This is a genomic window from Micromonospora sp. WMMD708 (assembly GCF_049315245.1).
Taxonomy (GTDB): Bacteria; Actinomycetota; Actinomycetes; order Mycobacteriales; family Micromonosporaceae; genus Micromonospora; species Micromonospora wenchangensis.
This window is the reverse complement of record NZ_CP186060.1, coordinates 2580399-2605619: the sequence shown is the minus strand read 5'-3', so window position 1 is coordinate 2605619 and position 25221 is coordinate 2580399. Positions and strand designations below refer to the sequence as shown.

The following is a 25221-nucleotide window of genomic DNA, read 5'->3' as shown; positions in this document are numbered from 1 at the left end:
GGCGACCGCGCGGCGGGCCCGGAGCCGGGCCGGACGGGCGACGACCGGTCCACCGGCGTCGTCGCGCCCACCTGCCGTGCCCGCGCGACGGACCACGGCCCTCGTCCGCCCGAGACGGACCACCCGGCCTTCGTCGCCACCCGCAGGAGGCCGTATGAGGATCGTCGACGCCCGGGTCATCGTGACCTGTCCGGGCCGCAACTTCGTCACCCTGAAGATCGTCACCGACGAGGGGGTCACCGGCGTCGGGGACGCCACCCTCAACGGCCGGGAACTCGCCGTCGCGTCCTACCTGCGCGACCACGTCGTGCCGCTGCTGATCGGACGCGACCCGGCCCGGATCGAGGACACCTGGCAGTACCTCTACCAGGGTGCCTACTGGCGGCGCGGGCCGGTGACGATGAGCGCGATCGCCGCCGTGGACACCGCGCTGTGGGACATCAAGGGCAAGGTCGCCGGCCTGCCGGTCTACCAGCTACTCGGCGGCCGGTCCCGCGACGGGGTCACCGTCTACGGGCACGCCAACGGCGAGACCATAGAGGACGTGCTGGTCGAGGTCGCCCGATACGTGGACCTCGGCTACCGGGCGATCCGGGTGCAGTGCGGCGTACCCGGCCTGCCGAAGACCTACGGGGTCAGCGCCGACAAGCTGTTCTACGAGCCGGCCGACGCGGCCCTGCCCAGCGAGGCCACCTGGTCCACCGCGCGGTACCTGGCGCACGTCCCGACGGTCTTCGCCCGGGTACGCGACGAGTTCGGCCCCACCCTGCGGCTGCTGCACGACGTGCACCACCGGCTCAGCCCGATCGAGGCCGCCCGGCTCGGTAAGAGCCTGGAGCCGTACGCGCTGACCTGGATGGAGGACCCGGTCCCCGCCGAGTTGCCGGAGGGGTTCCGGCTGATCCGGCAGCACACCACCACCCCGGTCGCCGTCGGCGAGGTGTTCAACACCATCTGGGACGCCGCCCAGCTCATCCGGGAACAGCTCATCGACTACATCCGCACCACGGTGGTGCACGCCGGTGGCATCACCCACCTACGGCGCATCTTCGACCTGGCGGCGCTGCACCACGTGCGCAGCGGCTCGCACGGGGCCACCGACCTCTCCCCCGTCTGCATGGCCGCCGCCCTCCACGTCGACCTGGCCATCCCCAACTTCGGCCTGCAGGAGTACATGCGGCACACCGACGCCACCGACGAGGTCTTCCCGCACGGCTACCACTACGCCGACGGCTACCTGCACCCGGCGGAGACCCCCGGCCTCGGGGTGGACATCGACGAACAGGCGGCGGCCCGCTACCCGTACGCCCCGGCGTACCTGCCGGTCAACCGGCTGGAGGACGGCACCGTCCACCCCTGGTGAGCCGGGGCGACACCGGGCCGCCGAAGGTCAGCGCAACTCCTTGACCCGGATCAGGTTGCCGGCCGGGTCGCGGAAGGCGCAGTCGCGCACCCCGTACGGCTGGTCGATCGGCTCCTGGACGACCTCGGCGGCGCCGGCCTGCACCTTCTCGAAGGTGGCGTCGAGGTCGCCGGTGGCCAGCATGAGCCAGCCGTAGGTGCCCTTGGCCATCATCTCGGCGATGGTCCGACGTTCCTCGTCGGTGATCCCGGGGTCGACCGCCGGCGGGGCCAGCAGGATCGACGTGCCGGGCTGGCCGGGTGGCCCGACGGTGATCCAACGCATCTTCCCGGCGCCGACGTCGTTGCGGACCTCGAAGCCGAGGACGTCGCGGTAGAAGGCCAGCGAGGCGTCCGGGTCGTCGTGCGGCAGGACGCAGGTGTCGATGGTGAGATCCATGCCGCTCACGCTAGGTGATGACCGGGGCGGGTGCTTCTCGATTCCTGACCGGTCGGGTCACCTGTCGGGTCAGGCACGGCGGCAACTGGGCCGACCCCTGCGCCGCCAGCGCCCGGTAGCTGCTCGGCGGCATGCCGACCAGCTCGGCGAAGCGGGTGCTGAAGGTGCCCAGCGACGAGCCGCCGACCGCGAAGCAGACCTCGGTGACGCTGAGGTCGCCTCGGCGCAGCAACGCCATCGCCCGCTCGATGCGCCGGGTCATCAGATAGGAGTACGGTGACTCGCCGTAGGCGCGGCGGAACTGCCGGCTCAGGTGACCCGCCGACATGTGCACGCCCCGGGCGAGCGCCTCGACGTCCAGCGGTCGGGCGTACTCCCGGTCGATCCGGTCCCGCACCCGGCGCAGCCGGGCCAGGTCGCGCAGCTGCTGGTCGGGAGCGGGTCGGCCGGTCATCCCGTGATCGTGCCAGGTTCCGCCGGCCGACGTCGACGCCACCCGGGGCGGGGCGGGCACCCAGGTCAGTGGATGTGGCGGCCCCGGGCGTCGGGCACCCCGGACTTACGGAAGAAGTACGTGTTGACCTGGTCCCGCCACTCGGTCGCGCAGCGTAGCTGCTCGGCGAGACGCTCGGTGACCCGGTCGTGCACCGCCGGGTCGATCACCCCGGCCAGCCGGGCCCACCGGTCCCGCATCGCCTCCACCTCCTCCACCCCCGCGAAGTGGGTGTCGTAGATGTGCTGGATGACCGTGCTGCCGCTGTGCAGCACGTGGGAGTACGGCACGTGGTGGAAGAAGAGCAGCAGCTCGTCCGGGCACTGCTCCAGCGACTCGTACACCTGGGACCAGGGCGGCGGGTACTGTCCGGTCATGCCGGTACCGGTCGCCCGGGTCCGGTCCACCCCGACGCCGTCGCGGTCGGCGAAGTGGTAGGTGCCCCACCGGCTGTACTCGTAGCCGTCGACCCCCGGCCCGTAGTGGCCGGCCGGGTTCACCATGAAGCCGACACCCAGCGGGGCGGTGTACCGCTCGTAGGTGCGCCACGAGTCGTCCAGCACGGCGTGCAGCGTCTCGCGGACCAGCGCCGGGTCACCGACCGTCGACGCCGGGAAGGTCAGGTCGATCCACTCGTCGAGGAGCGCCGCCGGGTCCAGCCGCGGGTCCCAGGCCAGCCGGCCGAAGGCGTACAGGTTGGCCTGGGCCAGTGGGTGCCCGCACCAGAACGGGTCGTCGCCCACGTTGGCCACGGCCACCAGGTCGCCGCCCCGGCGCGGCCCCGGGCCGGGCACATCGGCCAGCACGTCGGCGACGCTGCGCTCCGCCGGCCCCCACGGCCGGAACGCCAGCACCTCGTGCCACCAGGGGGCGAGGTAGCAGGCGTGCCACTGCTGGCCGGTGTACTCCTGGGTCACCTGCAACTCGACGGCCAGCCGGGTGGCCGGCATGGCGGCGATCACCGGCGAGACCGGCTCGCGGGGCTGGAAGTCGACCGGGCCGAACTTCACCTGGAGCACGACGTTGTCGGCGAACCGCCCGTCCAGCGGGGCGAAGTGGTCGTACGCGGCGCGGGCCCGGTCGGTCGTCCGGTCCCGCCAGTCCTGCCGGTGGTCGTAGACGAACGCCCGCCAGTGCACCACTCCCCCGTGCGGGGCGAGCGCGCCGGCCAGCAGGTTCGCCCCGTCGGCGTGGTCACGGCCGTAGTTGAACGGGCCGGGCTGCCCCTCCGAGTCGGCCTTCACCACGTACCCGCCGAAGTCGGGGATGCGCGCGTAGACCCGGCGGGTGGTGCTCTCCCACCAGTCGCGTACCCCGTCGTCGAGCGGGTCGGCGGTGGACAGGCCGCCGAGGACGACGGGGGCGGCGAAGGTCACCGACAGGTGCACCCGGACGCCGTACGGGCGCAGCAGGTCGGCGATCTCGGCCACGTCGTCGAGCCGGTCGGTGAGCAGCAGCGCCTCGGTGTGGCCGACGTTGACGTTGTTCACCGAGATCGCGTTGACCCCCGTGGAGGCGAGCAGCCGCCCGTACGCCCGCAGCCGCTCCCGGTCGCCGCGCGGCCGGCCGTCCCGCCAGAAGATCGACCCCCCGGCGTAGCCCCGCTCCACCTGCCCCATCACCGGGTGCACCGCCACGTTGTCCCAGTGGTCGAGCATCCGGCGGCGCAGCACCGGCAGATGCACCCGCGCCGGCTGCTCCCCGGTGAAGGCGGCCTCGCCGAGGCGGACCAGGTGGAACAGCCCGTACAGCAGTCCGACCGGGGCGTCGGCCAGCACGACCGTGACGCCGTCGCAGCGGGCCAGCAGGAAGCCCTCGTCGCCCGGCGATCCGCCGTCGGGGCCCGGGGCCGCCGTCGCGGCGGGCGGCACCACCTCGGGCAGCGGTCCCGAGTCGCGCAGGGCGAGCACCAGGTCGACCGGCCCGGCGACGGTCCGCTGCACCCGCCCGCCGTGCCGTGCGCAGGCGCGGGCCACCTCGTCGTGGACCGTGTCGACGAGCGGACCGTCGCCGTGCACCAGCACCCGACGGGCACCTATCGCCCGGAACGCCTCCGGCGGCAGCCACGCCGGGTGCGGCGGCGGTTGCGCCGCCCCGGTGGCGGTGGGCGGGGCGGTGGCGGGGCTGGTCATCGGGTGAATTCCTTCCGCACGAGGTCGGTCATCGGGGTGGCGACCCGCAGGTACGCCAGGACGAACGGGCCGGCCAGCAGCACCGGCAGCGCCTCGGAGACGAGCACGGTCAGCGCCCCGGCGGCGGCCAGCAGCAGGGCGGTGCCGACGGTGACGGTGGGCGTACGGACCAGGAAGTACAGCGCCAGCCGGAGCACGTCGCGGGTGCGGAAGGTGAACAGCGAGGCGATCACCAGCGCGTTGCCGCCGGCCAGGGTGAGCGCGACCCCGGTCGCGAGCAGCGGCACCGCCCAGCCGGTGGGGACGCCCGCGACGGACAGGTGGGCGAGGTTGACCGCGATGACGGTCAGCCAGAGCAGCAGCGGCATCCAGATCCGCAGCACCTGCGCGAGGTTGGCCCGGTAGCCCTGCCGGAACCGGGCGGCGGGCCGCAGGTCGGTCAGGTCGGGGCGTTGGTGGTGCAGGGCGTACAGGGCGGCGGAGACGGCCGGACCGACCGGGAGCAGGCAGAGCGCCACCAGCGGCAGGTTGCTGGCGTCACGGCCGAGCAGGAGCACCGCGACCAGCCCGGGGAGGGTGGTGAGGACCAGCAGGAAACCCACGACGAGCACGGTGTACACGGCGGCGGCGGCCCGCGACAACGGGCCGTCGCCGACCTCCCGCCAGGTCTGCGCGCTCACGACCGCTCCTGCCGTTCGGCCGGCGGGCCGCCGAGCAGCCGCGTCTCGTCCCACCACGGCGGGGTCTCGTCGCGGACCGCGGCCAACTCGACGAGGGTGACCTCGTGCCGGGTCAGGTCGAGGTCGAGGTCGACCCGGCCGGCGGTGATCGGCAGGGCGCGGTGGGAGCGGGCTGGTTCGGCGGCCTCCCGCAGGGTGTCGAGCTGCCCCGCTCGGGGGGACCGGGGGCGGCCCATCTCGCTCCAGGCCGACCAGGCGTTGCCGGCGTCCTCGTTGACCGAGGAGCGGAGCAGGAAGGCCGAGCTGACCTGCCCGCCCGTCGTCGGGGCGGGGGCCAGCGGCACCGACAGGGCCAGCCGGTGCCGGTCGGGCACCGGGTGCAGGCCGGTCACGTCCACCGGGGCCCAGGCGAGGATGGCGACCCGTCCGTCGGGGTGCCGGGTGACCAGGTGGTCGACGCCCCGGGCGAGCACGTCGCCGCCGAGGCGGGCCAGGAACGCGTACAGGTGGTACGTGGGCTTCTTGATCTGGCGGTGGGTGAGCAGGCCGAACCCGCCGTGGAACAGCGCGGTCGGCACCCCCACCTCCTCGAACACGTCGCTGAACGTCCAGTACGAGAAGGAGTCGACCAGGTCGCCGCCGGCCGCCAGCACCGGGGCGAGGTAGGCGGCGTGGAAGGCCGTGTCGTGGATCGGGTTGTCCGGCCGGTAGGAGGAGTTGAACTCGGTGATGTGCACCGGGAGGTCGGCCAGCGCGGTGCCGTACAGGTGCCGGCGCGGGGCGGCGAACTGTTCCAGCAGCGACGACGCCGGGGCCAGTGTCTGGTGGGTGCCGAACGGCACGTGCTGGGCGGGACCGGAGGTGTAGGCGTGCCGGCTGACGAAGTCGACAGGCACGTCGTGCGTGGTGACGAAGTCGGCGAAGGGCTCCCACCAGTCGTCCGCGCCGGGCGAGATGGCCGGGCCGCCGACCTGCAACCCGGCGTCGACCTCCTTGACCGCGTGCGCGGTCACCTCGTAGAGGCGGTGGTAGGCGTCGCGGTCGGCGCCCTGCCAGAAGTCGGGCAGGTTCGGCTCGTTCCACACCTCGATCGGCCAGCCGCGCACCTCGTCGAGGCCGTACCGGTCGACCAGGTGGGCCACCGTGGCGCGGACCAGGCCGCCCCACTCCTTCCAGCAGCGGGGCGGGGTGACGTTGCCCTGCCACCAGAACACCGTCTGCTCGCCGGAGGCCAGCGCCTCGGGCATGAAGCCCAGCTCCACGAACGGCCGGATGCCGAGGCCGAGGTAGGCGTCGACGACCTGGTCGACGTACGTGAACGAGTGGTGCACCCGGCGTTCGCCGCCGTTGTGGTAGGGGCGGTGGACGCCGACGCCGTCACTGAGCAGGCCGTGCCCCCGGATGTGCCGGAACCCGATGTCCTGCTGGATGAGGGCCAGCGAGTCCTGGTAGTCGCGGCGCAGGGCCAACTCGAAGCGTCCCGTGCCGACACACCGCCGCCAGGCGTCGGTGAGCCGCCCCACGGGTCGGGCGGGAACGGTGATCCGCATCGTGGTGTCCTCCGGTGCTCGCCGGTCCGGTGCCCGGCCCGGCCGGAACCCGGGACGGGTTCCGGCCGGGCCGGGTCGGTCAGCCGTTGTCCTTCTCGAACCGCTCGTGCGCCTTGTTGACCAGGCCGATGTACTGGTCGGCGTTCTTGGCCTTCAGCTCACCGAGGTAGGCGTCCCACTCGGTGAGGGGCCGCTGGCCGAGGATGAACTTGAGCGTGTTCTGGATCACGTGGTCCTTGAGCGGGGTCTCCCACAGCGACGCCTGCTCCCGCTCCTCGTCGGTCAGCGGGGCCGGCGGGTCCACCGGCAGCGGCGTGCGGGCGTTCATCACCTTCTGGAACTCCATCTCCTCCGGGGAGAAGAACGACTGCACCAGGTCGAGCTTGCCGCCGTAGGCGAACACCCCGTTGCCGAAGCCGAAGTCCTTCTGGAGGTGCTTGCTGCCCTTGGGGTTGAGCCCGATCATGTCGACGTCGGGGTTGAGGGTGTACTTGCCGGCGTCCTTGGTGTAAGTGGTGCCCTCGACGCCCCACTTGGCGAACTCCTGGCCGGCGTCGGAGTAGTACAGCCAGTCGATGAACTGCATCATCGCCACGAAGTTCTTGCTGTCCCGGGCCTTCTTGGAGATCATGATGCCGTTCTCCAGCCGGCTGGCCGGGTTGATCTCGCCGGCCGGGCCGACCGGCAGCGGGATCTTCGTCAGCTTGGCGTTCGGCAGGGTCTTGGCCAGGTCGGGGCGGTAGTCGTTGACCAGGGTCTGGGCGTTGCTGCCGATGACGAAGGACTTGCCGTTGGCGAGCTTCTGCCGGGCCTGCTCATCGGTCTGGGTGAAGCTCTCCGGGTCGAGCAGCTTCTCGGCCACCAGCTTGTTGAGGTAGACGATCACCTGCTTGTACTGCTCGGTGGCGCCGGTGTAGACGAACTTCTTCGCCGCCGGGTCCCAGGTGGCGGGGTTCCAGCTCCAGCCGGTCCGGATGCCGTGCGCGGCGCCGACGATGCTCAGCAGTTCCCCGCCCGGGTTCGGCTTGCTCCACCGGTCCGAGTACGGGTACGAGTCGGGGTAGCGCGCCTTCATCGCCTTGAGCACGGTGTACAGCTCGTCCCAGGTCCTGGGGATCTGGAGGTTGAGCTGCTGGAGGATGTCGGTGCGCACCGCGATCGAGTACTCCGCCCACGGCTTCTCGTGCAGGCCGGGGAGCAGGTAGAACTTGCCGTCGGACTGTCGCAGCGTGTCGAACTCCGGTTGGAGGTTCCACTTGGCGATCTTGTCCTTGAGGTTGGGCATCAGGTCCAGGTAGTCGCTCACCGGCAGGATCGCGCCGGAGGAGACGAAGGCGTTCTCCGCCGGGTGGTACGTCTTCGGGATGATCAGAGGTGCGTCACCGGCGCCGATGAGCAGGCTGCGCTTCTGCTCGTAGTCGCTCAGCGGCACGGCCACCGGGGCGAGCTTGACGTTGGTCCGCTTGGTCAGCTCCGACCAGAACAGCCAGTCGTCCTTGAGCGGGTAGTTGGGGTGGTTGTTGTAGAGGATGGAGAACGAGAGCGGTTCGGTGGCCTTGAACTGCTTGTCGATCCCGTAGTCGGCCATCGCGCCGGCCCGGTTGCCGTCGAGGTCCTTGGCGTCCGGGGCGTCGTCGGAGCAGGCCCCGACGAGGGTGAGGGTGAGCAGCCCGGCAGTGGCTATCGCCACGCGGCGCCACGTCCTGTGGAACATGGCTCGTCCTTTCGGTCAGGTGGGGTGTGGGGTGCAGTGGGTGCAGCGGTCGGCCGGGCTACCCCTTGACCGCGCCGAGCATCACGCCGGACACGAAGAACCGCTGGATGAAGGGGTAGACCGCGAGGATCGGCAGGGTGGTGAGCACGATGGTCACGGCCTGGATGGTGGCCGCCGCCTGCACCGCGTCGGACTCGGCGACCCCACCGGCGGACTGCGCCCCGGTCGCCCCGGCGATGAGGTTGCGCAGGTAGACCGTGACCGGGAGCAGGTCCTGCCGATCCAGGTAGAGGAACGCGGTGAACCAGGAGTTCCAGAAGGACACCGCGTAGAACAGCACCATCGTGGCGATGATCGCCTTGGACAGCGGCAGCACGATCCGCAGCAGGGTGCCGTACGTGCTCAGCCCGTCGACGGCGGCGGCCTCCTCCAACTCCACCGGCAGGCTCTCGAAGAACGCCTTCATCACCAGCAGGTTGAACACGTTGATCGCGTTGGGCAGGACCACCGCCCAGATGCTGTTCTTCATGCCCAGGCTGGTGATGAGCACGTAGTTGGGGATCAGCCCGCCGGAGAAGAACATGGTGAACACGGCGATCCCGACGAGCACCCCCCGCCCCTTGAGCTGGTGCTTGGACAACACGTACGCGTAGCAGGTGGTCAGCACGATCGAGATCGCGGTGGCGACGACGGTGTAGACCACGGTGTTGCGGTAGTTCGTCCAGAACATCGGGTCGGACATCACCAGCCGGTAGGAAGTGAGGTTGAAGCCCTGCGGGACGAGGTTGACCTTCCCGGCGATGATCGGCGCCTCGTCGCTGAGCGACCGGGCCACGATGTTGACGAACGGGTAGAGCGTCACGACCACCACGAGGGTCAGCACCACGGCGTTGACCGCCTGGAAGACCCGGTAGCCCCGGGTCGGGCGGATGCCCCGGCGGCGGCGCGACGCGGGGCGGGCCGCCGGGGTCTTCGGGCCGGCCGTGCCGGGTGCCACGGTCACCACAGGCTCGTCCCCACCGTACGGCGGGAGATGGTGTTGGCGCCCAGCACCAGGATCAACCCGATCACCGCCTCGAACAGGCCGATCGCGGCGGCGTAGCTGAAGTTGCTGGACTCGAAGCCCAGCCGGAACAGGTACGTGGAGATCACGTCGGCGGTCGGGTAGGTCAGTGGGTTGTACAGCAGCAGGATCTTCTCGAACCCGACCGCCATGAAGGTGCCGATGTTGAGGATCAGCAGGGTCACCATGGTCGGCCGGATCCCGGGCAGCGTGACGTGCCAGGTCTGCCGCCACCGGCTGGCCCCGTCGATCCGGGCCGCCTCGTACAGGTTCTCGTCGATGGTGGTGAGCGCCGCCAGGTAGAGGATCGTCCCCCAGCCGACGGTCTGCCAGACCTCCGAGGAGACGTAGATCGTCCGGAACCAGCCGGGCTGTTGCAGGAACGCCACGCCGTCCCCGCCGAGTCCCCGGATCAACTGGTTGACCGAGCCGTCCATCGACAACAGCTGCATCACCATCGCCGCCACGATCACGATGGACAGGAAGTGCGGCAGGTAGGACACCGACTGGACGAACCGCTTGAGCCGGCGGGCCCGGACCTCGTTGAGCAGCAGCGCCAGCACGATCGGCAGCGGGAAGCAGAACAGCAGGGTCAGCGTGCCCAGCACCATGGTGTTGGTGAACACCTGCCAGAAGGTCGGGTCGGCCAGGAACAGCCGGAAGTACCGCAGGCCCACCCAGTACTCGCCGAAGACGCTGCCACCGGGGCTGAACCGGCGGAACGCGATCACGTTGCCGATCATCGGCAGGTACCGGAAGACCAGGAAGAACAGCAGCGGCAGGACGGCCAGCGAGTAGAGCTGCCAGTCCCGGCGCAGGGCCCGCCGCCAGGTGTTGCGGCGACGCCGGACCGGGACGGGCTTCGCCGCGGCCGGTGGCGGCGGCCGTAGCGTCTCAGATGTCATCCTCGGCCTCCTATCCGGCCTGCGGGTCGGTCCCGGCGGACTTGACGCGTACCGCCGTGAGCAGGTGTCGTCGCGCGCCGACCTGCCGCTGCGCACCGGTCAGGCGCAGCGGCAGGGTCGCCGCGGTGTCACCACTGGAGCGACCGAAGCGCAGTTCGACGTCGCCGGGTTCGACGATGCGCCGGCCGTCACGCCCGGTGAACGAGGCGACGTCGGCGGGCACGGTGAAGCTGACGTGCGCCGCCGTGCCGGGGTCCAGCGGCACCCGGGCGTAGCCGACCAGCCGGACCACGGGTCGGGTGGTCTGGGCGACCGGGTCGTGCAGGTAGAGCTGGACCACCTCGGTGCCGGGCCGCTCGCCGGTGTTGCGCACGGTGATCCGTACCGTCGTCTCGCCGTCGACCGGCCAGGCCGGCGGCCCGCCGGTCTCCCCGGCTCCCGACACCACCGGGTCGGTCCACGCGAAGGTGGTGTAGCCCAGCCCGTGGCCGAACGGGTACGCCGGGGTGGGGTCGATCGAGGACACCTCGGAGCGGCGGCCCAGCGGCGGGGTCAGGTAGGTGCCGGGCAGGCCCCCGGCGTCGCGCGGGACGCTGACCGGCAGCCGGCCGGACGGGTTCACCGCGCCGGTGAGCACCTCGGCGAGCGCCTGCCCGCCGCGCTGGCCGAGGAAGAACGCCTGGACGACGGCCGCGGCGGCCTCGTGGTCGGGGCCGAGGGCGTAGGGCCGGCCGGTCATCAGCACCAGCACCACCGGGGTACCGGTGTCGAGCACGGCCCGGACCAGGTCGGCCTGGACGCCGGGCAGTCGCAGGTCGGGCGCGTCGCAGCCCTCACCGGAGGTGCCCCGGCCGAACATGCCCGCGCGGTCACCGACGGCGAGCACGCAGACGTCGGCCTGCGCCGCGGCGCTGACCGCCGCCGCGATGCCCGAGGTGTCGTCGCCGGTGATCGCGCACCCCGGCTCGTGCACGAGGCCGGGAACCAGCCTGGTGAGTTCCTCGCGCAGCGAGGGGATCTCCAGGCCCAGCCCGTGCTCGGGGTGGCGGACCCCGACGTGGTTGGGGAAGGAGTAGCAACCGAGCAGGGCCATCGGGTCGTCGGCGACGGGACCGACCAGGGCGACCCGCCGTCCGGGGGCCAGCGGCAGCACGCCGTCGTTGCGCAGCAGCACCACCGACTCGCGGGCCAGCCGCAGGGCGACGTCCCGGCTGGTCTCGTCGTCGAGCCGCAGGTTCGCCGCGTCCTCGGGCAGTTCCTGCCAGTCCTCGTCGAGCAGCCCGAGTTCGATCTTCTGGATCAGCACCCGGCGCAGCGCCCGGTCGATCAGCGCCTCGTCGACGGCACCGGCCCGCACGGCCGCCACCAGCGGTTCGCCGAACGCGTCCACGGTGGGCAGTTCCACGTCGATGCCGGCGCGCAGGGCGAGCCGGGCGGCGTCGGCGGCGTCGGCGGCCACCCCGTGCAGGGTCTGCAGGAAGCGCACCGCGAAGTAGTCGGCGACGACGGTGCCGGTGAAGCCCCACTCGTCGCGCAGCAGCCCGGTCAGCAGCCCCTCGTCGGCCGCGGCGGGCAGGCCGTCGATCTCGGCGTACGAGTTCATCACCGAGCGGGCCCCGCCGAGGCGCAGGGCCATCTCGAACGGCGGCAGGATGACGTCGGCCAGTTCCCGGGGGCCCATCGACACCGGGGCTAGGTTGCGCCCGCCCCGGGAGACGGAGTAGCCGGCGAAGTGCTTGAGGGTGGCGACGATGCCGGCGCGTTCCAGGCCCCGCACGTACGCCGCCCCGGTGGTCCCGACGAGGTACGGGTCCTCCCCGATGGTCTCCTCGGTACGCCCCCAGCGGTAGTCGCGGGTGACGTCGAGCACCGGGGCGAGTCCCTGGTGGACCCCGGCGGCCCGCATCGAGCGGCCGATCCGGCCGGCCATCTCCTCGACCAGCTCCGGGTCGAAGGAGGCGCCCCAGCCCAGCGGGGTCGGGTAGACCGTGGCCCGCCAGGCGGCGAAGCCGGTGAGGCACTCCTCGTGCACCTGGGCGGGAATACCGAACCGGCTCGCGGCGGCGATCTGCGCCTGGGAGGCGGCCAGCGAGCGGGCCCCGACCACGGGGTCGACGGGTGCGGTGCCGAACGGGCGGGTCAGCTGGCCGAGCCCGTGCCGGATGATCGTGCTCCACGGTGGCGCACCGTCGATCATGTCGGCCTGGTGCGGGGCGACCCCCTCGCCGGAGGCTTCCGCGCCGACCCAGACGCCGACGAGTTGGGCGATCTTCTCCTCCAGCGACATGAGCGGCACCAGTGCGTCGGCCCGTTGCGCGGGTGAGCGCCGGGGGTCCCGCCACGGTTGGGTTCCGCGGGGTGCCGGGCCGTCGTCGACGGGCACCTGACTTCTCATGCCACACCTCTCACCTTCGACGCTCCCCCGTCCGCGCCCGCCGGACGGGCACGACGCGGCGGCGGGGGGTTCGAAAATTTCGTAAACAGCGCGTTACCTTTTTCGGGCAACTTAGGAGGCATTGCCGGCGCATGTCAAGGGCCTCAATTGGGATATGTGGCCGCGTATTTCCCGGAAGGTACATTCACCCCCGTCAAAATCTACCCGCGTTGTCGAATCCCGGTTTCGAACCGGACGTGCTAGAGTTCTCCGAAACTTTCGGACGTGCCTGGTGAGGCTTCGATGACCGCGTCCCGCCCGCTCATCCCACAGGCCTCGGCCACGATCGCCACCATCGCCGAGGAGGTCGGCGTTTCGGTGGCGACCGTCTCGAAGGTGCTCAACGGGCGGGCCGACGTCGCCGCCGAGACCCGGGCGCGGGTCGAGGAGAGCCTGGAGCGCCACCGGTACCGCCGCCGCATCCGCCGGCAGTCGCCCGGGATCGACCAGATCGACCTGGTCTTCCACGAGTTCAACTCCGGCTGGGCGATGGAGATCATGAGCGGGGTCGAGGCGGTGGCCTCCGCCGCCGGGCTCGGCATCGCCATCTCCCAGCTCGACGGGGAGCACCGGCCCGCACCCCGCCGGCTGGACGCCCTGGTCGCCCGGCGTCCACTGGGCCTGCTCTTCGTGCTCTGCCACCCGACCCCGCCGCAGCAGCTCATGCTGGCCGAACACCGCATCCCGTTCGTGGTCCTCGACACCGACAGCGCCACCTCGGCGTCGGTGCCGACGGTCGGCTCCAACAACTGGAACGGCGGCCTGCTGGCCACCCGGCACCTGCTGGAGCTGGGGCACCGCCGGATCGCCGTCATCTCCGGGCCCCGTGACGTGCTGTGCAGCCAGGCCCGCGCCGCCGGCTTCCGCTCCGCCCACGACGAGATCGGCCTGCCCCTGGACGCCGACCTGGTGCGCTACGGCAGCTTCTACGTCGACGGCGGGCACGATCACGGCCTGGAGCTGCTCACCGGCCCCGACCGGCCGACCGCGATCTTCGCCGGCTCGGACCTGCAGGCCATCGGCGTGCTCCGGGCCGCCCGCCGGCTCGGCCTGCGGGTCCCCGACGACCTCTCGGTGATCGGGTACGACGACCTGCCGGTCGCCGGCTGGACCGACCCGCCGCTGACCACCGTGCACCAGCCCCTGCGGGACATGGCCGGCACCGCCACCCAGATGCTGCTGGAGCTGGCCCGGGGCGCGACGGTGGCGACCAGCCGGATCGACCTGGTGACCGAGCTGGTCGTCCGGGAAAGCACCGCCCCACCCGCCACCACCCGTCCCTGAGCATCCGAGGAACCCATGGCATCCATTGAGGACCTGCGACGGTACACGCCCACCGTCGTCGAACCGGCCGACTTCGACCGGTTCTGGCGGGACACGCTCGACGCGGCGCGTGCGCGCCCGGTGCTGGTCGACGTCCGCCCCCACCGGACCGACCTGCGGCTGGTCGACACCTGGGACGTCACCTTCGCCGGGTTCGCCGGTGACCCGGTGCGGGCCTGGTACACCCGCCCGGCCGGGGTCGGGACCGCACTGCCCGCCGTGGTCGAGTACGCCGGCTACGGGCGCGGCCGGGGCCTGCCGCACGAGCGGCTGACCTGGCCGGTGGCCGGGTACGCGCACCTGCTCATGGACAACCGGGGCCAGTCCGGGCTGCACGGCGCGGGCGACACCCCCGACCCGCACGGCGCACCCGGCGGCCCCTGGCCCGCCACCTGGGGCATCCTCGCCCCGCACGACTACCACTACCGCCGGCTGATCACCGACGCGGTCCGCGCGGTCGACGCCGTCCGCGCGCTGCCCGGGGTGGACCCGGGCCGGGTGGCCGCCGTCGGCAACAGTCAGGGCGGCGGTCTCGCCCTGGCCGTCGCCGGTCTGCGTGACGACCTCGCGGCGCTGCTGAGCACCGCGCCGTTCCTGTGTGACGTGCAGCGGGGGATCGAGCTGACCGACGCCGCCCCGTACGGCGAGATCGCCAGGTACCTGGCGGTGCACCGGCAGGTCGAGGACGCCGTCCGGCACACCCTGTCCTATGTCGACGGGGTGACCTTCGCCCGGCGGGCCACCGCGCCCGCGCACTTCGGCATCGGCCTGCGCGACAACGTCTGCCCGCCGAGCACCGGCTTCGCCGCCTACAACCAGTACGGCGCGGCGAACGGCCGGGAGGGGACACCACCCCGGGAGCTGCACACCTACCCGTTCAACGGCCACGAGGGCGGCGAGGCGTGGCAGGTCGAGCGGCAACTGCGCTGGCTCGACCCGCTGCTGCGCCCGGCCACCGGCCACCCGACGCGGTGACCGTCGGGCGGTGACCGACGCCGCGCGGGTGGGGAAACCGGCCCGACCGGCGGACGGGACGCCGCCCGGCGTCAGGGCGGTCCACGCCATCCGGCGTCGTCGGGAAACCGGCCGGTAGTTCACCCGGGCATCGTCGCGCACCGATCTGTTGCCGATGTTAGCGATAACACGATATGGTGCATCGCGGCGGGAGCGCAGGGCACGCTCCGGCCGTGGTCACCGGTTCGTCCACCCGCCGGGTTCCTCCACCTGCGGGGTCGGTGGCCACCGGCACACACGGCGTCCACCGCCGGTGACGCGGTCCGGGTTCCCGGTCGACGCGCGTGGCGCACCTCCGCCCGTCAACTCCAGGGCAATCCGCCGGGCACCCGGCGGTCGGTCCGTGCGCGCGGGCGACGTCCGGGCCCGTGCCGGCACACCCCCTTGTCCACGAGCCGGACGAGACGGCGACATCCCGCAACGGTCGCCGTGCTGCACGTCCGCACCGCGCTCCGCACGCCACCCCAGGGAGTTTCCATGAGCGGCACGAGCTGCCCGAACGCCGGGCCACCCCCGTCCGACCACCCGCACCCCGCCCGTAGGGCACGCAGCGGCCGACGGTTGCCCACCATGCGGCGCGGCCTGCGCCTGCTGGGCCTGGCCACCGCCGCGCTGGTGGCCGCCGTCGCCACCGGGTCGGTGGTGACCGCACCCGCCAACGCCGAATCCAACGGCGGGGTACGGGTGATGCCCCTCGGCGACTCGATCACCGACGGCTTCAACGTCCCCGGCGGCTACCGCATCGAGCTGTGGCAGCGGATGGTCGCCGACGGCTACCGGGTCGACTTCGTCGGCTCGATGTTCAACGGTCCGTCCAACCTCGGCGACCACGACCACGAGGGCCACTCCGGCTGGACCATCGCCCAGATCGACGCCAACGTGGTGAACTGGCTGCGCAACACGACCCCGCGTACGGTGCTGCTGCACATCGGCACCAACGACATGTACAACGCCTCCGGTGCGCCGAGCCGGCTCTCCACCCTGATCGACAAGATCACCAACACCGCGCCGAACGCGGATGTCTTCGTCGCCACGATCATCCCGCGCAACGGCACCGAGTCGGCCGTCCGCACCTTCAACGCGGCGATCCCCGGGATCGTGCAGAGCAAGGTCAACGCCGGCAAGCGGGTGCACCTGGTGGACATGTTCAGCGCGGTGGGCACGGGCGACCTGGCCGACGGCATCCACCCCAACGCCACCGGCTACCGCAAGATGGCCACCACCTGGTACAACGCCCTGCGGGCGGTGCCCGGCAGCCTCGGCGGCAACACGCCGACCACCCCGCCGACCACCCCGCCGCCGACCACCCCACCGCCCACCACGCCCCCGCCGACCACCCCACCACCGACCACGCCCCCGCCCACCACGCCCCCGCCGTCGGCGGGCTGCCGGGTCGCGTACACGGTCAACGCCTGGAACTCCGGCCTGACCGCCTCGATCAGCATCACCAACACCAGCAGCACGGCGGTCAACGGCTGGGCGCTGGCGTTCACCCTGCCCGGCGGGCAGACCATCACCGGCAGCTGGAACGCCACCTACACGCCGACCAGCGGGGCGGTCACCGCCCGCAACGTCTCCTACAACGGCACGATCGCGCCGAACACCTCGGTCGACGTCGGCTTCCAGGCCGAACACACCGGCAACGCGGGCAAGCCGACCGCGTTCACCCTCAACGGCACCGCCTGCTCGGTCGCCTGATCCACCCGTCCGGCACCGGTGTGCGTGCGCACCGGTGCCGGACGTCTTCCCACCACCGACTCCCACCACCCCCAGTAGGAGTAGCGAATGCGACTCACCAGAACAGGACCGGGCCGGGTGCTCCTGGCCGCCGGCCTGATCGCCGCCGCCACGGCGGTCGCCCTACCGGCCCAGGCCGCGGCGGCCGGCTGTGCGGTCGACTACACCGTCTCGTCCGAGTGGGGCGGCGGCTTCGGCGCGAACGTCGCCGTCACCAACCTCGGCGACCCGATCGACGGTTGGACCCTGACCTGGTCGTACGGGGCCGGGCAGCAGGTCACCCAGGCGTGGAACGCCACCGTCACCCAGTCCGGCGCGCAGGTCACCGCCCGCAACGTCAGCTACAACGCCACGATCGGCACCGGCGCCAGCGTGTCGTTCGGCTTCAACGGCTCGTGGAACGGCAGCAACCCGAAGCCGACGAGCTTCACCCTCAACGGCACCACCTGCACCGGCGGCACCACCACGCCGCCGCCCACCACCCCGCCGCCCACCACGCCCCCGCCGACCACACCGCCACCGACCACACCCCCGCCGACCACCCCGCCGCCCACGACGCCCCCGCCGGGCCAGTGGCCGCCGTCGTCCACCTTCAGCAACCCGGTGCTCTGGCAGGACTTCGCCGACATCGACATCCTGCGGGTCGACGACACCTACTACTACTCGGCGTCGACCATGCACTACTCCCCCGGCGCCCCCGTGCTGCGCTCCTACGACATGGTCAACTGGGAGTTCGCCGGCCACTCGGTGCCCAAGCTGGACTTCGGCCAGAAGTACGACATGTCCGGCGGCCGGGCGTACGTCGACGGGATCTGGGCGTCGTTCCTGGGCTACCGCAAGAGCAACAAGACGTTCTACTGGGGCGGTTGCGTCGACTTCAGCAAGACCTACATCTACACCGCGCCGTCGGCCGAGGGGCCGTGGACCCGGCACACCACCCTCAACAGCTGCTACTACGACGCGGGTCTGCTGGTCGACGACAACGACACGATGTACGTCGCGTACGGCAACACGAACATCAGCGTCGCCCAGCTCTCCGCCGACGGGAAGACCCAGGTCCGCTCGCAGCAGGTGTTCACCACCCCGTCGAACGTGGGCACCCTGGAGGGCGCGCGGTTCTACAAGCGCAACGGCAGCTACTACATCTTCCTCACCCGGCCGGCCAACGGGCAGTACATCCTGAAGGCGTCCAACCCGTGGGGGCCGTACACCATGCAGCAGGTGCTGCTGAACCTGCCCGGGCCGATCGCCGGCGGCGGGGTGCCGCACCAGGGCGGCATGGTGCAGACGCAGAACGGTGACTGGTACTACATGGGGTTCGTGGACGCCTACCCCGGCGGCCGGGTGCCGGTGCTCGCCCCGGTCACCTGGAACTCCAGCGGCTGGCCCGTCCTGCAACTGGTCAACAACGCCTGGGGCGGCTCGTACCCGTACCCGAACGTGCCCCGGCCGCCACGCCAGGTCAAACCCATGATCGGCACCGACACGTTCGCCGGCACCACCCTCGGCCCGCAGTACGAGTGGAACCACAACCCGGACAACTCGAAGTGGTCGGTCAACGACGGGCTGCGGCTACAGACCGCGACCGTGACCAACGACCTCTACTCCGCGCGCAACACGCTGACCCACCGCATCCAGGGCCCCCGGTCCACCGCCACCATCGAACTCGACTACTCCACCATGCGCGACGGTGACCGCAGCGGCCTGGCGATGCTGCGCGACCAGTCGGCCTGGATCGGCGTACGGCGGGACAACGGCGCGACCCGGGTCGCCGTGGTCAACAACCTGACCATGGACAGCAACTGGAACACCACCAGCACCGGCACCGAGGTCGCCGGCGCCGGCATCTCCGGCGGAAAGATCTGGCTGCGGATCAACGCCGACATCAGTCCCGGCTCGGGTCGACAGGCCCGCTTCTCGTACAGCACCGACGGGGTGAACTTCACCTCGCTCGGCCCCGCGTTCACCCTCAACAACGCCTGGCAGTTCTTCATGGGCTACCGGTTCGCCATGTTCAACTACGCCACCAGCTCCCTCGGTGGCGCGGTGACCGTCCGGAAGTTCGACCTGGCCAAGTCGTAGGACCCCGTCCCCTCGCCGGCCGACCACCCCCGTGGTCGGCCGGCGAGGCGTATCCCCACCCCCGACAGGAGCACCGCATTGTCCGCCTCACCCCACCCCCGGTCGGCCGTCCCGCCCGCCACCACACCCCGCGCCGCCACATCCCGCACCGGCCCGCCGCCCGGCCGCCGTCACGGCCGGACCCGGACGGCGGCGCTGCTCGTACTGGCCCTGCTGGCCGGCCTGTTGACCGCCGCCGCCCCGGCCGGGGCGGCCCCCGCCGTGCGGGCCACCAACCCGCTGGTCGCGCAGCGCGCCGACCCGCACATCGTGCGGCACACCGACGGCTACTACTACATGACCGCCACCGCCCCCGAGTACGACCGGATCGTGCTGCGCCGGGCCACCACCCTCCAGGGCCTGTCCACCGCCCCGGAGACCGTCATCTGGCGGCGGCACACCAGCGGGATCATGGGCGCGCACATCTGGGCCCCGGAGATCCACTTCATCGACGGCCGCTGGTACGTCTACTTCGCCGCCGGTGCCACCGACAACGTCTGGGCGATCCGGATGTACGTCCTGGAGGGCACCGGGGCGAACCCGCTGACCGCGAGCTGGGCCGAGAAGGGGCAGATCCGCACCCCCTGGGAGACCTTCGCGCTGGACGCGTCGACGTTCGTCACCAACGGGGTGCGCTACCTGATCTGGGCGCAGGCCGAGCCGGGCATCGCCACGAACTCCAACCTCTACATCGCCCGGATGGCCAACCCGTGGACGCTCAGCGGCTCCCCCACCCGGATCGCCGTGCCCACCCTGGACTGGGAGATGCGCGGCGGGGTGAAGGTCAACGAGGGACCGACCGTGCTGCAACGCAACGGCCGGATCTTCCTGACCTACTCGGCGAGCGCGACCGACGCCAACTACTGTCTCGGGATGCTGACCGCCCCGGCGGGCAGCGACCTGCTCCGGGCCTCGTCCTGGGTGAAGTCGCCGCAGCCGGTCTTCACCAGCAACGCCGCGACCGGCCAGTGGGGGCCGGGGCACAACTCGTTCACCGTTTCGGAAGACGGGCAGAGCGACATCCTCGTCTACCACGACCGCAACTACCGGGACATCAGCGGTGACCCGCTGCGCGACCCCAACCGGCGCACCCGCATCCAGAAGGTCTACTGGAACGCCGACGGCACCCCGAACTTCGGCATCCCGGTGCCCGACGGGGCCACCCCGGTCCGGCTGCGGTCGGACAACCTGCCCGACCGGTTCGTCAGGCACTGGGAGTACCGGGCCCGGCTGGAGGCGAACGTGACCAACCTCGCCGACTCGCAGTTCCGCCTGGTGCCCGGCCTGGCCGGCGGGGGCACGGTCTCCCTGGAGTCCACCAACTTCCCGGGCTACCACCTGCGGCACCGCAACTGGGAGGTGTGGGTCGAGCGGGACGACACGTCGTCGACGTACCGCGCCGACGCCAGCTTCGTGCAGCGGCCCGGCCTGTCCAACGCCGCCGGGGTGTCGTTCGAGGCGGTCAACTACCCCGGCCAGTACCTGCGGCACAGCAACGGGCTGCTCTACCTGCGGACCGTCACCGACGCCACCGGTAACGCCGAGGCCACGTTCGTACTGGAGTGACCGCCACCCGCCGGGCCGTCCGATCCGGGCGGCCCGGCGGGAACGTCCGGGGTGGACGGACCGCCGGGCCGGCCCGGCGCGGGTGACCGTTCGGGGACGGAGCGCTACCCGGTCTTCGCCTATAGTGGCGTCCATGCCTAGCCGAGCTGTGATGTCGGTCGATGAGGCGCGGGCCTGGCTCGCCGAGGTCATCTCCGGCGCCGAGCGCCTGCGCCTGGAGGCGGTCGACGACGACCGGGTGGTCTCGGTGACCGGCCCCGACTGCCTCGAACTCCGCCTCGACGGCACGATCTCCGGGCCGGCGATGTTCTGGGCGATGGACCTGACCGGCTTTGTCGCGGTCACCGTGCTGATCGGCCCGACTCCGGCGATGGTGCTGGCGCACAGCAGCATCAGCTTCCTCGAACCCGCCGAGCCCGGCGAGCTGCGGGTCACCGCCGAGGTGATCAAGCTGGCCAGCCGGTCGGCGGTGGTGCAGGCCCACGCCAGCGACCGCCGGGGCACCCTGGTGGCCGCGTCCACCCTGCACTTCGCGCTGCCGTCGCGGGCCACCCGGGCGGCCCTGCGCACCGGGCAGGCCGTCCGGGCCGGTAGCTGACCCACCGGTTCATCCGGCGGCCGGGGCACCGAGCCGCTCAGTCCGGGCGTTCCACCACGTGGGTGCGCCGCTGCCACGGGTAGGTCGGCAGCGGGGCCACCACCCGGCCCTTCGGCGTCGGCACCGGATCATCCGCGCCGAGCACCCGCACGTCGGGGTGGTCCGTGCCGGCGGCCACCGCTCTCAGCGCCTCGGCCGCCTGCACCGGGCCGCAGGCGCGAACCCACACCGCGTGCGCCAGCCGGGTCCGCCCCCCGGCGGCGGTGCCGGCGAACGCCGGATACTCCGCCGCCGGTAACCCGGTCAACCGGTCGGCGTAGCGACGGGCCAACGCGGCGAGCGCCGGCCCGGTGGCCGCCGACACCGGGAACCCGTCCACCGGTGGCGGCACGGCCGGCGGCACCGGCGGGGCGGGCGACAGCACCGCGAAGGCGTTCGTGCCGCTCATCCCGTACGAGCTGGTCGACGCGCAGGCCCCGAACCGGTCGTCCCAGGCGACCGGGGAGACCGGGATCTCGATGCCGGTGCCGGTGAGGTCGATGCGCGGGTTCAGGGTGCGGAAGTTGGCCTGCGGGGCGATGGTGCGCCGCTGCAGACACAGCACCGCCTTCACCAGCCCGAGCACCCCGGCGGCGGACTCGGTGTGGCCGATGTTGCCCTTCACCGAACCCACGTGCAGCGGCGGCCCCTCGGCCCGGCCCAGCGCCGCCGCGACCGCCGACATCTCGGCCGGGTCACCCAGCGGGGTCCCGGTGCCGTGCGCCTCGTGGTAGCCGACCTCGCCGGGGGTGATCCCGGCGGCGGCCAGCACCGCGTCGATCAGGCCGGCCTGCGCCGCCACGTTCGGCGTGGTGAACGTCGCCGTCCGGCCGTCGTGGTTGATCCCGGTGCCGCGCAGCACCGCGAGCACCCGGTCGCCGTCGCGCTGCGCGTCGGCCAGCCGCTTGAGCAGCAGCATCGCGCAGCCCTCACCCCGGACGAACCCGTTGGCGTCGGCGTCGAACGGACGCGAGCGGCCGTCCGGTGACAACGCCCCGGTCTGCGCCACCGACCGGGTGGTGCTCGGGGCGAGGATCAGGTTGACCCCGCCGGCGACCGCCGCGTCACAGTCACCCGTCGCCAGCGCCCGCGCCGCCGTGTGCACCGCCACCAGCGACGACGAGCAGGCCGTGTCCAGCGCGAACACCGGCCCCTGCAACCCCAGGGTGTACGCGACCCGCCCGGCGGTGAAGCTGTGCCCGTTGCCGATCGTCCAGTACGAGTTCGGGTCCCCGGTCAGCCACTGCCGGTAGTCCCGGCCGGTCACCCCGACGAAGACCCCGGTGCCGGCGGCCACGGTGGCGACCGGGATCGCGGCGTCCTCGAACGCCTCCCAGACCACCTCGAGCAGCAGCCGGTGCTGCGGGTCGAGGACCCGGGCCTCCCGGGGCGAGATGCCGAAGAACTTCGCGTCGAAGTCGAACACCGCGTCGAGGTAGCCGCCGCGGGTGACCATGCCGTCCCACTGCGTGCCGAACCCGGCCCGGCGGTCGTCGGGCAGCTCGCCGGTAAGGTCCCGGCCGGCCAGCAGCGCCGACCAGTACGCGTCGGGGCTCGACACCCCGCCGGGCGCGCGGACCGCCATCCCGACGACCGCGATCGGGGTGGGCACTACAGCACCCGGCGCATCCAGCCGTGGGGGTCGGCGGCCCGGCCGGTCTGGATGTCGAGCAGCCGCTCCCGGAACTGCTGGGTGTACTTGCCCGGCGTCCCGTCACCGATGGTGAGGGCGAACTCGTCGCTCTTGAGCCCGACGATCGGAGTGATCACCGCCGCCGTACCGGCCGCGAACGCCTCGGTCATCGACCCGTCGGCGAACCCGGCGCGCATCTCGTCCAGGTCGATGGTGCGCTGCACCGGCTCCAGCCCGTGCTCGGCGGCGAGGGTCAGCACACTGTCGCGGGTCACCCCGTCGAGGATGGTGCCCAGGCCGGGGGTGAGCAGCTGGTGGTCGCGGGTGACGAAGAAGACGTTCATGGTGCCCGACTCGTCGATGCTGCGCCGCCCCTCGCCGCCCAGGTAGAGCACCTGCTCGCAGCCGTGGCCGAGGGCCTCCCGCTGCGGGGCGAGGCTGGCCGCGTAGTTGCCGCCGCACTTGGCCGCGCCGGTGCCACCGATCGAGGCCCGGCTGTAGGTGGTGCTGACCCAGAGCGTGACGCCGGTGACCCCGTTGGGGAAGTACGACCCGGCCGGGCAGGCCAGCACGCAGTAGGTGACGTGCTGGGCGGGACGCACCCCGAGGAACGCCTCCGAGGCGAACATGAACGGACGCAGGTAGAGGCTCTGCTCACCGCCGTACGGCGGAACCCACGCCTCGTCGGCGCGGACCAGCGCGGCGACGCTCTCGACGAAGGTCTCCTCGTCCAGCTCCGGCAGGACCATCCGGCGGGCCGACGCGGCGAACCGACGTGCGTTGAGTTCCGGGCGGAACAGCCAGATGCTGCCGTCGGCGTGGCGGAACGCCTTGAGCCCTTCGAGGATCTCCTGCGCGTAGTGCAGGACCGCCGCGCCGGGGTGCATGGTGAACGGCTCCAGCGCGGCCACCCGGTGGTCGTGCCAGCCGGCGTCGGCCGACCACACCGCGGTGGCCATGTGGTCGGTGAAGTAGCGGCCGAAACCCGGGTCGGCGAGAATCTCCTCCCGGGTCTGCGGCGGGGTCGGGTGGTCGGTGGGGATCAGCGGGAACTGCGCGGTCATCCGGACTCTCCTCGCGACGGGGTATCGGTGAACACGACGACGCAGTTCTGCCCGCCGAAGCCGAAGGCGTTGGTGAGAGCCGCCCGCACCGGCGTCTCCCGGGCCTGGTGGGGCACGTAGTCCAGGTCGCATTCCGGATCGGGCTGGTGCAGGTTGACCGTCGGCGGGACGACGCCCTCGCGGATCGCCAGGGCGCACACCATCGCGCCGAGGGCACCCGCCGCGCCGATCAGGTGCCCGAGCATCGACTTGGGCGCGCTGACGGCGACCCGGTCGGCCGCCGCCCCGAGGGCCGCCCGGATGGCGACCGTCTCGGTCAGGTCGTTGGCCTTCGTCGAGGTGCCGTGGGCGCAGATGTAGTCGACCTCCCCGGGGCGGACCCCGGACCGGTCGAGCGCCTGCCGGATCGCCTCGGCGGCGAACACCCCGCCGGGGCGGGGGGCGCTGACGTGGAAGGCGTCGCTGGTCAGCGCGCCCCCGGCGACCGTCGCGTACGGGGTGGCACCCCGGCGACGGGCGTGCGCGGCGGACTCCAGCACCAGGATCACCGCCCCCTCGCCGAAGACGAAGCCGTCCCGGTCGGCGGCGAAGGGCCGGCTCGCGCCGGTCGGGTCGTCGTTGCGCTGGGACATCGCCCCCATGCTCACCAGGCCGGCGAACATGGCCGGGGTGATCGCCGCGTCGGTGCCGCCGCAGATGACCACGTCGGCCTCCCCGGACAGGATCAACCGGCGGGCGTCGAGCAGCGCGTACGCGCCACTGGCGCAGGCCAGCGCGCTGGCGTTGACCGGCCCGTGCGCACCCACCTCGATGGCCACCTCGCACGCCGGCATGTTGGTCAGCGACGACGGCACGAAGTGCGACAGGGGCGCGGTCGGGTCGGGGGCTAGCAGCCCGCGTACGGTGGCCTCGACGGTGTCGAAGCCGGCGACCGCGGCGTTGACCACCACGCCGACCCGGGCGGCGTTGCCGGCATCGACGGTGAGCCCGGCGTCGGCCACCGCCTCGCGCGAGGCGACCACCGCGAACTGGCTGAACCGGGCCATCCGCCGCAGTTGCTTGCCGGTGAAGTGCTCGGCCGGGGTGAAGCCGCGCACCTCGGCGGCGATCCGGGTGGGCAGCGCGGCGGCGTCGAAGGCGGTGACCGGGCCGACGCCCGACTTGCCGGCGAGCAGGGCCTGCCAGGTGCTGTCGCGGTCGAGACCGAGTGGCGTGACGGCGCCGATCCCGGTGATGACGACGTCGTCGGTCATCATCTCGCCGTCGCCCCCCAGCATCGCGCCCCGGCTCCGTTCTCCCGCCACCGAACGACCGATAGAACACTATCAGTCACCATCGACGCCCGGCATCCGTC

19 protein-coding genes are annotated in these 25221 nt (G+C 72.2%); 7 read left to right on the top strand and 12 right to left on the bottom strand.

Features of this window, described 5'->3' with window-relative positions:
- The first annotated feature begins 154 nt into the window (after nucleotides 1-154).
- A complete protein-coding gene (manD, locus tag ACN260_RS11430; RefSeq protein ID WP_422755939.1) occupies nucleotides 155-1363 on the top strand; it encodes a D-mannonate dehydratase ManD in 1209 nt (402 codons plus the stop codon).
- Nucleotides 1364-1390: 27 nt separating this feature from the next.
- Here manD and ACN260_RS11425 read toward each other — a convergent pair whose 3' ends face one another.
- From ACN260_RS11425 to ACN260_RS11385, 9 genes are all read right to left on the bottom strand, one after another.
- Nucleotides 1391-1801, bottom strand: coding sequence for a VOC family protein (locus tag ACN260_RS11425; protein WP_422755938.1), 411 nt, complete (start codon nucleotides 1799-1801; stop codon nucleotides 1391-1393).
- A gap of 10 nt (nucleotides 1802-1811) precedes the next feature.
- Nucleotides 1812-2255: a helix-turn-helix transcriptional regulator gene (locus ACN260_RS11420; protein ID WP_422755937.1), complete on the bottom strand. Its 444-nt coding sequence runs from the start codon at nucleotides 2253-2255 to the stop codon at nucleotides 1812-1814.
- 65 nt (nucleotides 2256-2320) lie between these two features.
- The gene (locus ACN260_RS11415; protein WP_422755936.1) at nucleotides 2321-4426 is read right to left on the bottom strand and encodes an alpha-glucuronidase; all 2106 of its coding nucleotides are present in this window, start codon (nucleotides 4424-4426) and stop codon (nucleotides 2321-2323) included.
- A complete protein-coding gene (locus tag ACN260_RS11410) occupies nucleotides 4423-5106 on the bottom strand; it encodes a DUF624 domain-containing protein (protein ID WP_422755935.1) in 684 nt (227 codons plus the stop codon). The genes ACN260_RS11415 and ACN260_RS11410 overlap by 4 nt, the downstream gene beginning before the upstream one ends.
- A complete protein-coding gene (locus ACN260_RS11405) occupies nucleotides 5103-6656 on the bottom strand; it encodes a GH39 family glycosyl hydrolase (protein ID WP_422755934.1) in 1554 nt (517 codons plus the stop codon). Before ACN260_RS11405 ends, ACN260_RS11410 begins: the two co-directional genes overlap by 4 nt.
- A 79-nt stretch (nucleotides 6657-6735) precedes the next feature.
- Nucleotides 6736-8370, bottom strand: coding sequence for an extracellular solute-binding protein (locus ACN260_RS11400; protein ID WP_422755933.1), 1635 nt, complete (start codon nucleotides 8368-8370; stop codon nucleotides 6736-6738).
- A 58-nt stretch (nucleotides 8371-8428) separates the two neighbouring features.
- Nucleotides 8429-9373 (bottom strand): carbohydrate ABC transporter permease, encoded by a 945-nt coding sequence (locus tag ACN260_RS11395; protein WP_422755932.1) that lies wholly within the window; start codon nucleotides 9371-9373, stop codon nucleotides 8429-8431.
- Nucleotides 9370-10338, bottom strand: coding sequence for an ABC transporter permease (locus ACN260_RS11390; protein WP_422755931.1), 969 nt, complete (start codon nucleotides 10336-10338; stop codon nucleotides 9370-9372). The genes ACN260_RS11395 and ACN260_RS11390 overlap by 4 nt, the downstream gene beginning before the upstream one ends.
- Nucleotides 10339-10348: 10 nt before the next feature.
- The gene (locus ACN260_RS11385) at nucleotides 10349-12733 is read right to left on the bottom strand and encodes a glycoside hydrolase family 3 N-terminal domain-containing protein (RefSeq protein WP_422755930.1); all 2385 of its coding nucleotides are present in this window, start codon (nucleotides 12731-12733) and stop codon (nucleotides 10349-10351) included.
- A 282-nt stretch (nucleotides 12734-13015) separates the two neighbouring features.
- Between ACN260_RS11385 and ACN260_RS11380 the strand changes: the two genes are divergently transcribed.
- The 6 genes from ACN260_RS11380 to ACN260_RS11355 all read left to right on the top strand — a co-directional run bounded on the left by ACN260_RS11380 (nucleotide 13016) and on the right by ACN260_RS11355 (nucleotide 21131).
- Nucleotides 13016-14056 carry a LacI family DNA-binding transcriptional regulator gene (locus tag ACN260_RS11380; RefSeq protein WP_422755929.1) on the top strand — a complete coding sequence of 347 codons (1041 nt, stop codon included), beginning with the start codon at nucleotides 13016-13018 and terminating at the stop codon, nucleotides 14054-14056.
- A gap of 15 nt (nucleotides 14057-14071) precedes the next feature.
- Entirely contained in the window at nucleotides 14072-15070 is a 999-nt protein-coding gene (locus ACN260_RS11375) for an acetylxylan esterase (protein ID WP_422755928.1), read from the top strand.
- Nucleotides 15071-15679: 609 nt separating this feature from the next.
- Nucleotides 15680-16807: a cellulose binding domain-containing protein gene (locus ACN260_RS11370; RefSeq protein ID WP_422756683.1), complete on the top strand. Its 1128-nt coding sequence runs from the start codon at nucleotides 15680-15682 to the stop codon at nucleotides 16805-16807.
- A gap of 87 nt (nucleotides 16808-16894) precedes the next feature.
- Nucleotides 16895-18928, top strand: coding sequence for a family 43 glycosylhydrolase (locus ACN260_RS11365; protein WP_422755927.1), 2034 nt, complete (start codon nucleotides 16895-16897; stop codon nucleotides 18926-18928).
- 78 nt (nucleotides 18929-19006) lie between these two features.
- Nucleotides 19007-20533: a family 43 glycosylhydrolase gene (locus ACN260_RS11360; protein WP_422755926.1), complete on the top strand. Its 1527-nt coding sequence runs from the start codon at nucleotides 19007-19009 to the stop codon at nucleotides 20531-20533.
- Nucleotides 20534-20666: 133 nt separating this feature from the next.
- The gene (locus tag ACN260_RS11355) at nucleotides 20667-21131 is read left to right on the top strand and encodes a PaaI family thioesterase (protein ID WP_422755925.1); all 465 of its coding nucleotides are present in this window, start codon (nucleotides 20667-20669) and stop codon (nucleotides 21129-21131) included.
- A 37-nt stretch (nucleotides 21132-21168) separates the two neighbouring features.
- Here ACN260_RS11355 and ACN260_RS11350 read toward each other — a convergent pair whose 3' ends face one another.
- The 3 genes from ACN260_RS11350 to fabF are packed head-to-tail and all read right to left on the bottom strand — an operon-like array spanning nucleotide 21169 to nucleotide 25144.
- On the bottom strand, nucleotides 21169-22782 hold the full coding sequence (locus ACN260_RS11350) for a polyketide synthase (RefSeq protein ID WP_422755924.1): 1614 nt from the start codon (nucleotides 22780-22782) through the stop codon (nucleotides 21169-21171).
- A complete protein-coding gene (locus ACN260_RS11345; RefSeq protein WP_422755923.1) occupies nucleotides 22782-23867 on the bottom strand; it encodes a branched-chain amino acid aminotransferase in 1086 nt (361 codons plus the stop codon). Before ACN260_RS11345 ends, ACN260_RS11350 begins: the two co-directional genes overlap by 1 nt.
- Complete coding sequence (gene fabF, locus ACN260_RS11340) at nucleotides 23864-25144, bottom strand: beta-ketoacyl-ACP synthase II (protein WP_422755922.1); 1281 nt, start codon at nucleotides 25142-25144, stop codon at nucleotides 23864-23866. The genes ACN260_RS11345 and fabF overlap by 4 nt, the downstream gene beginning before the upstream one ends.
- Nucleotides 25145-25221: the final 77 nt, after the last annotated feature.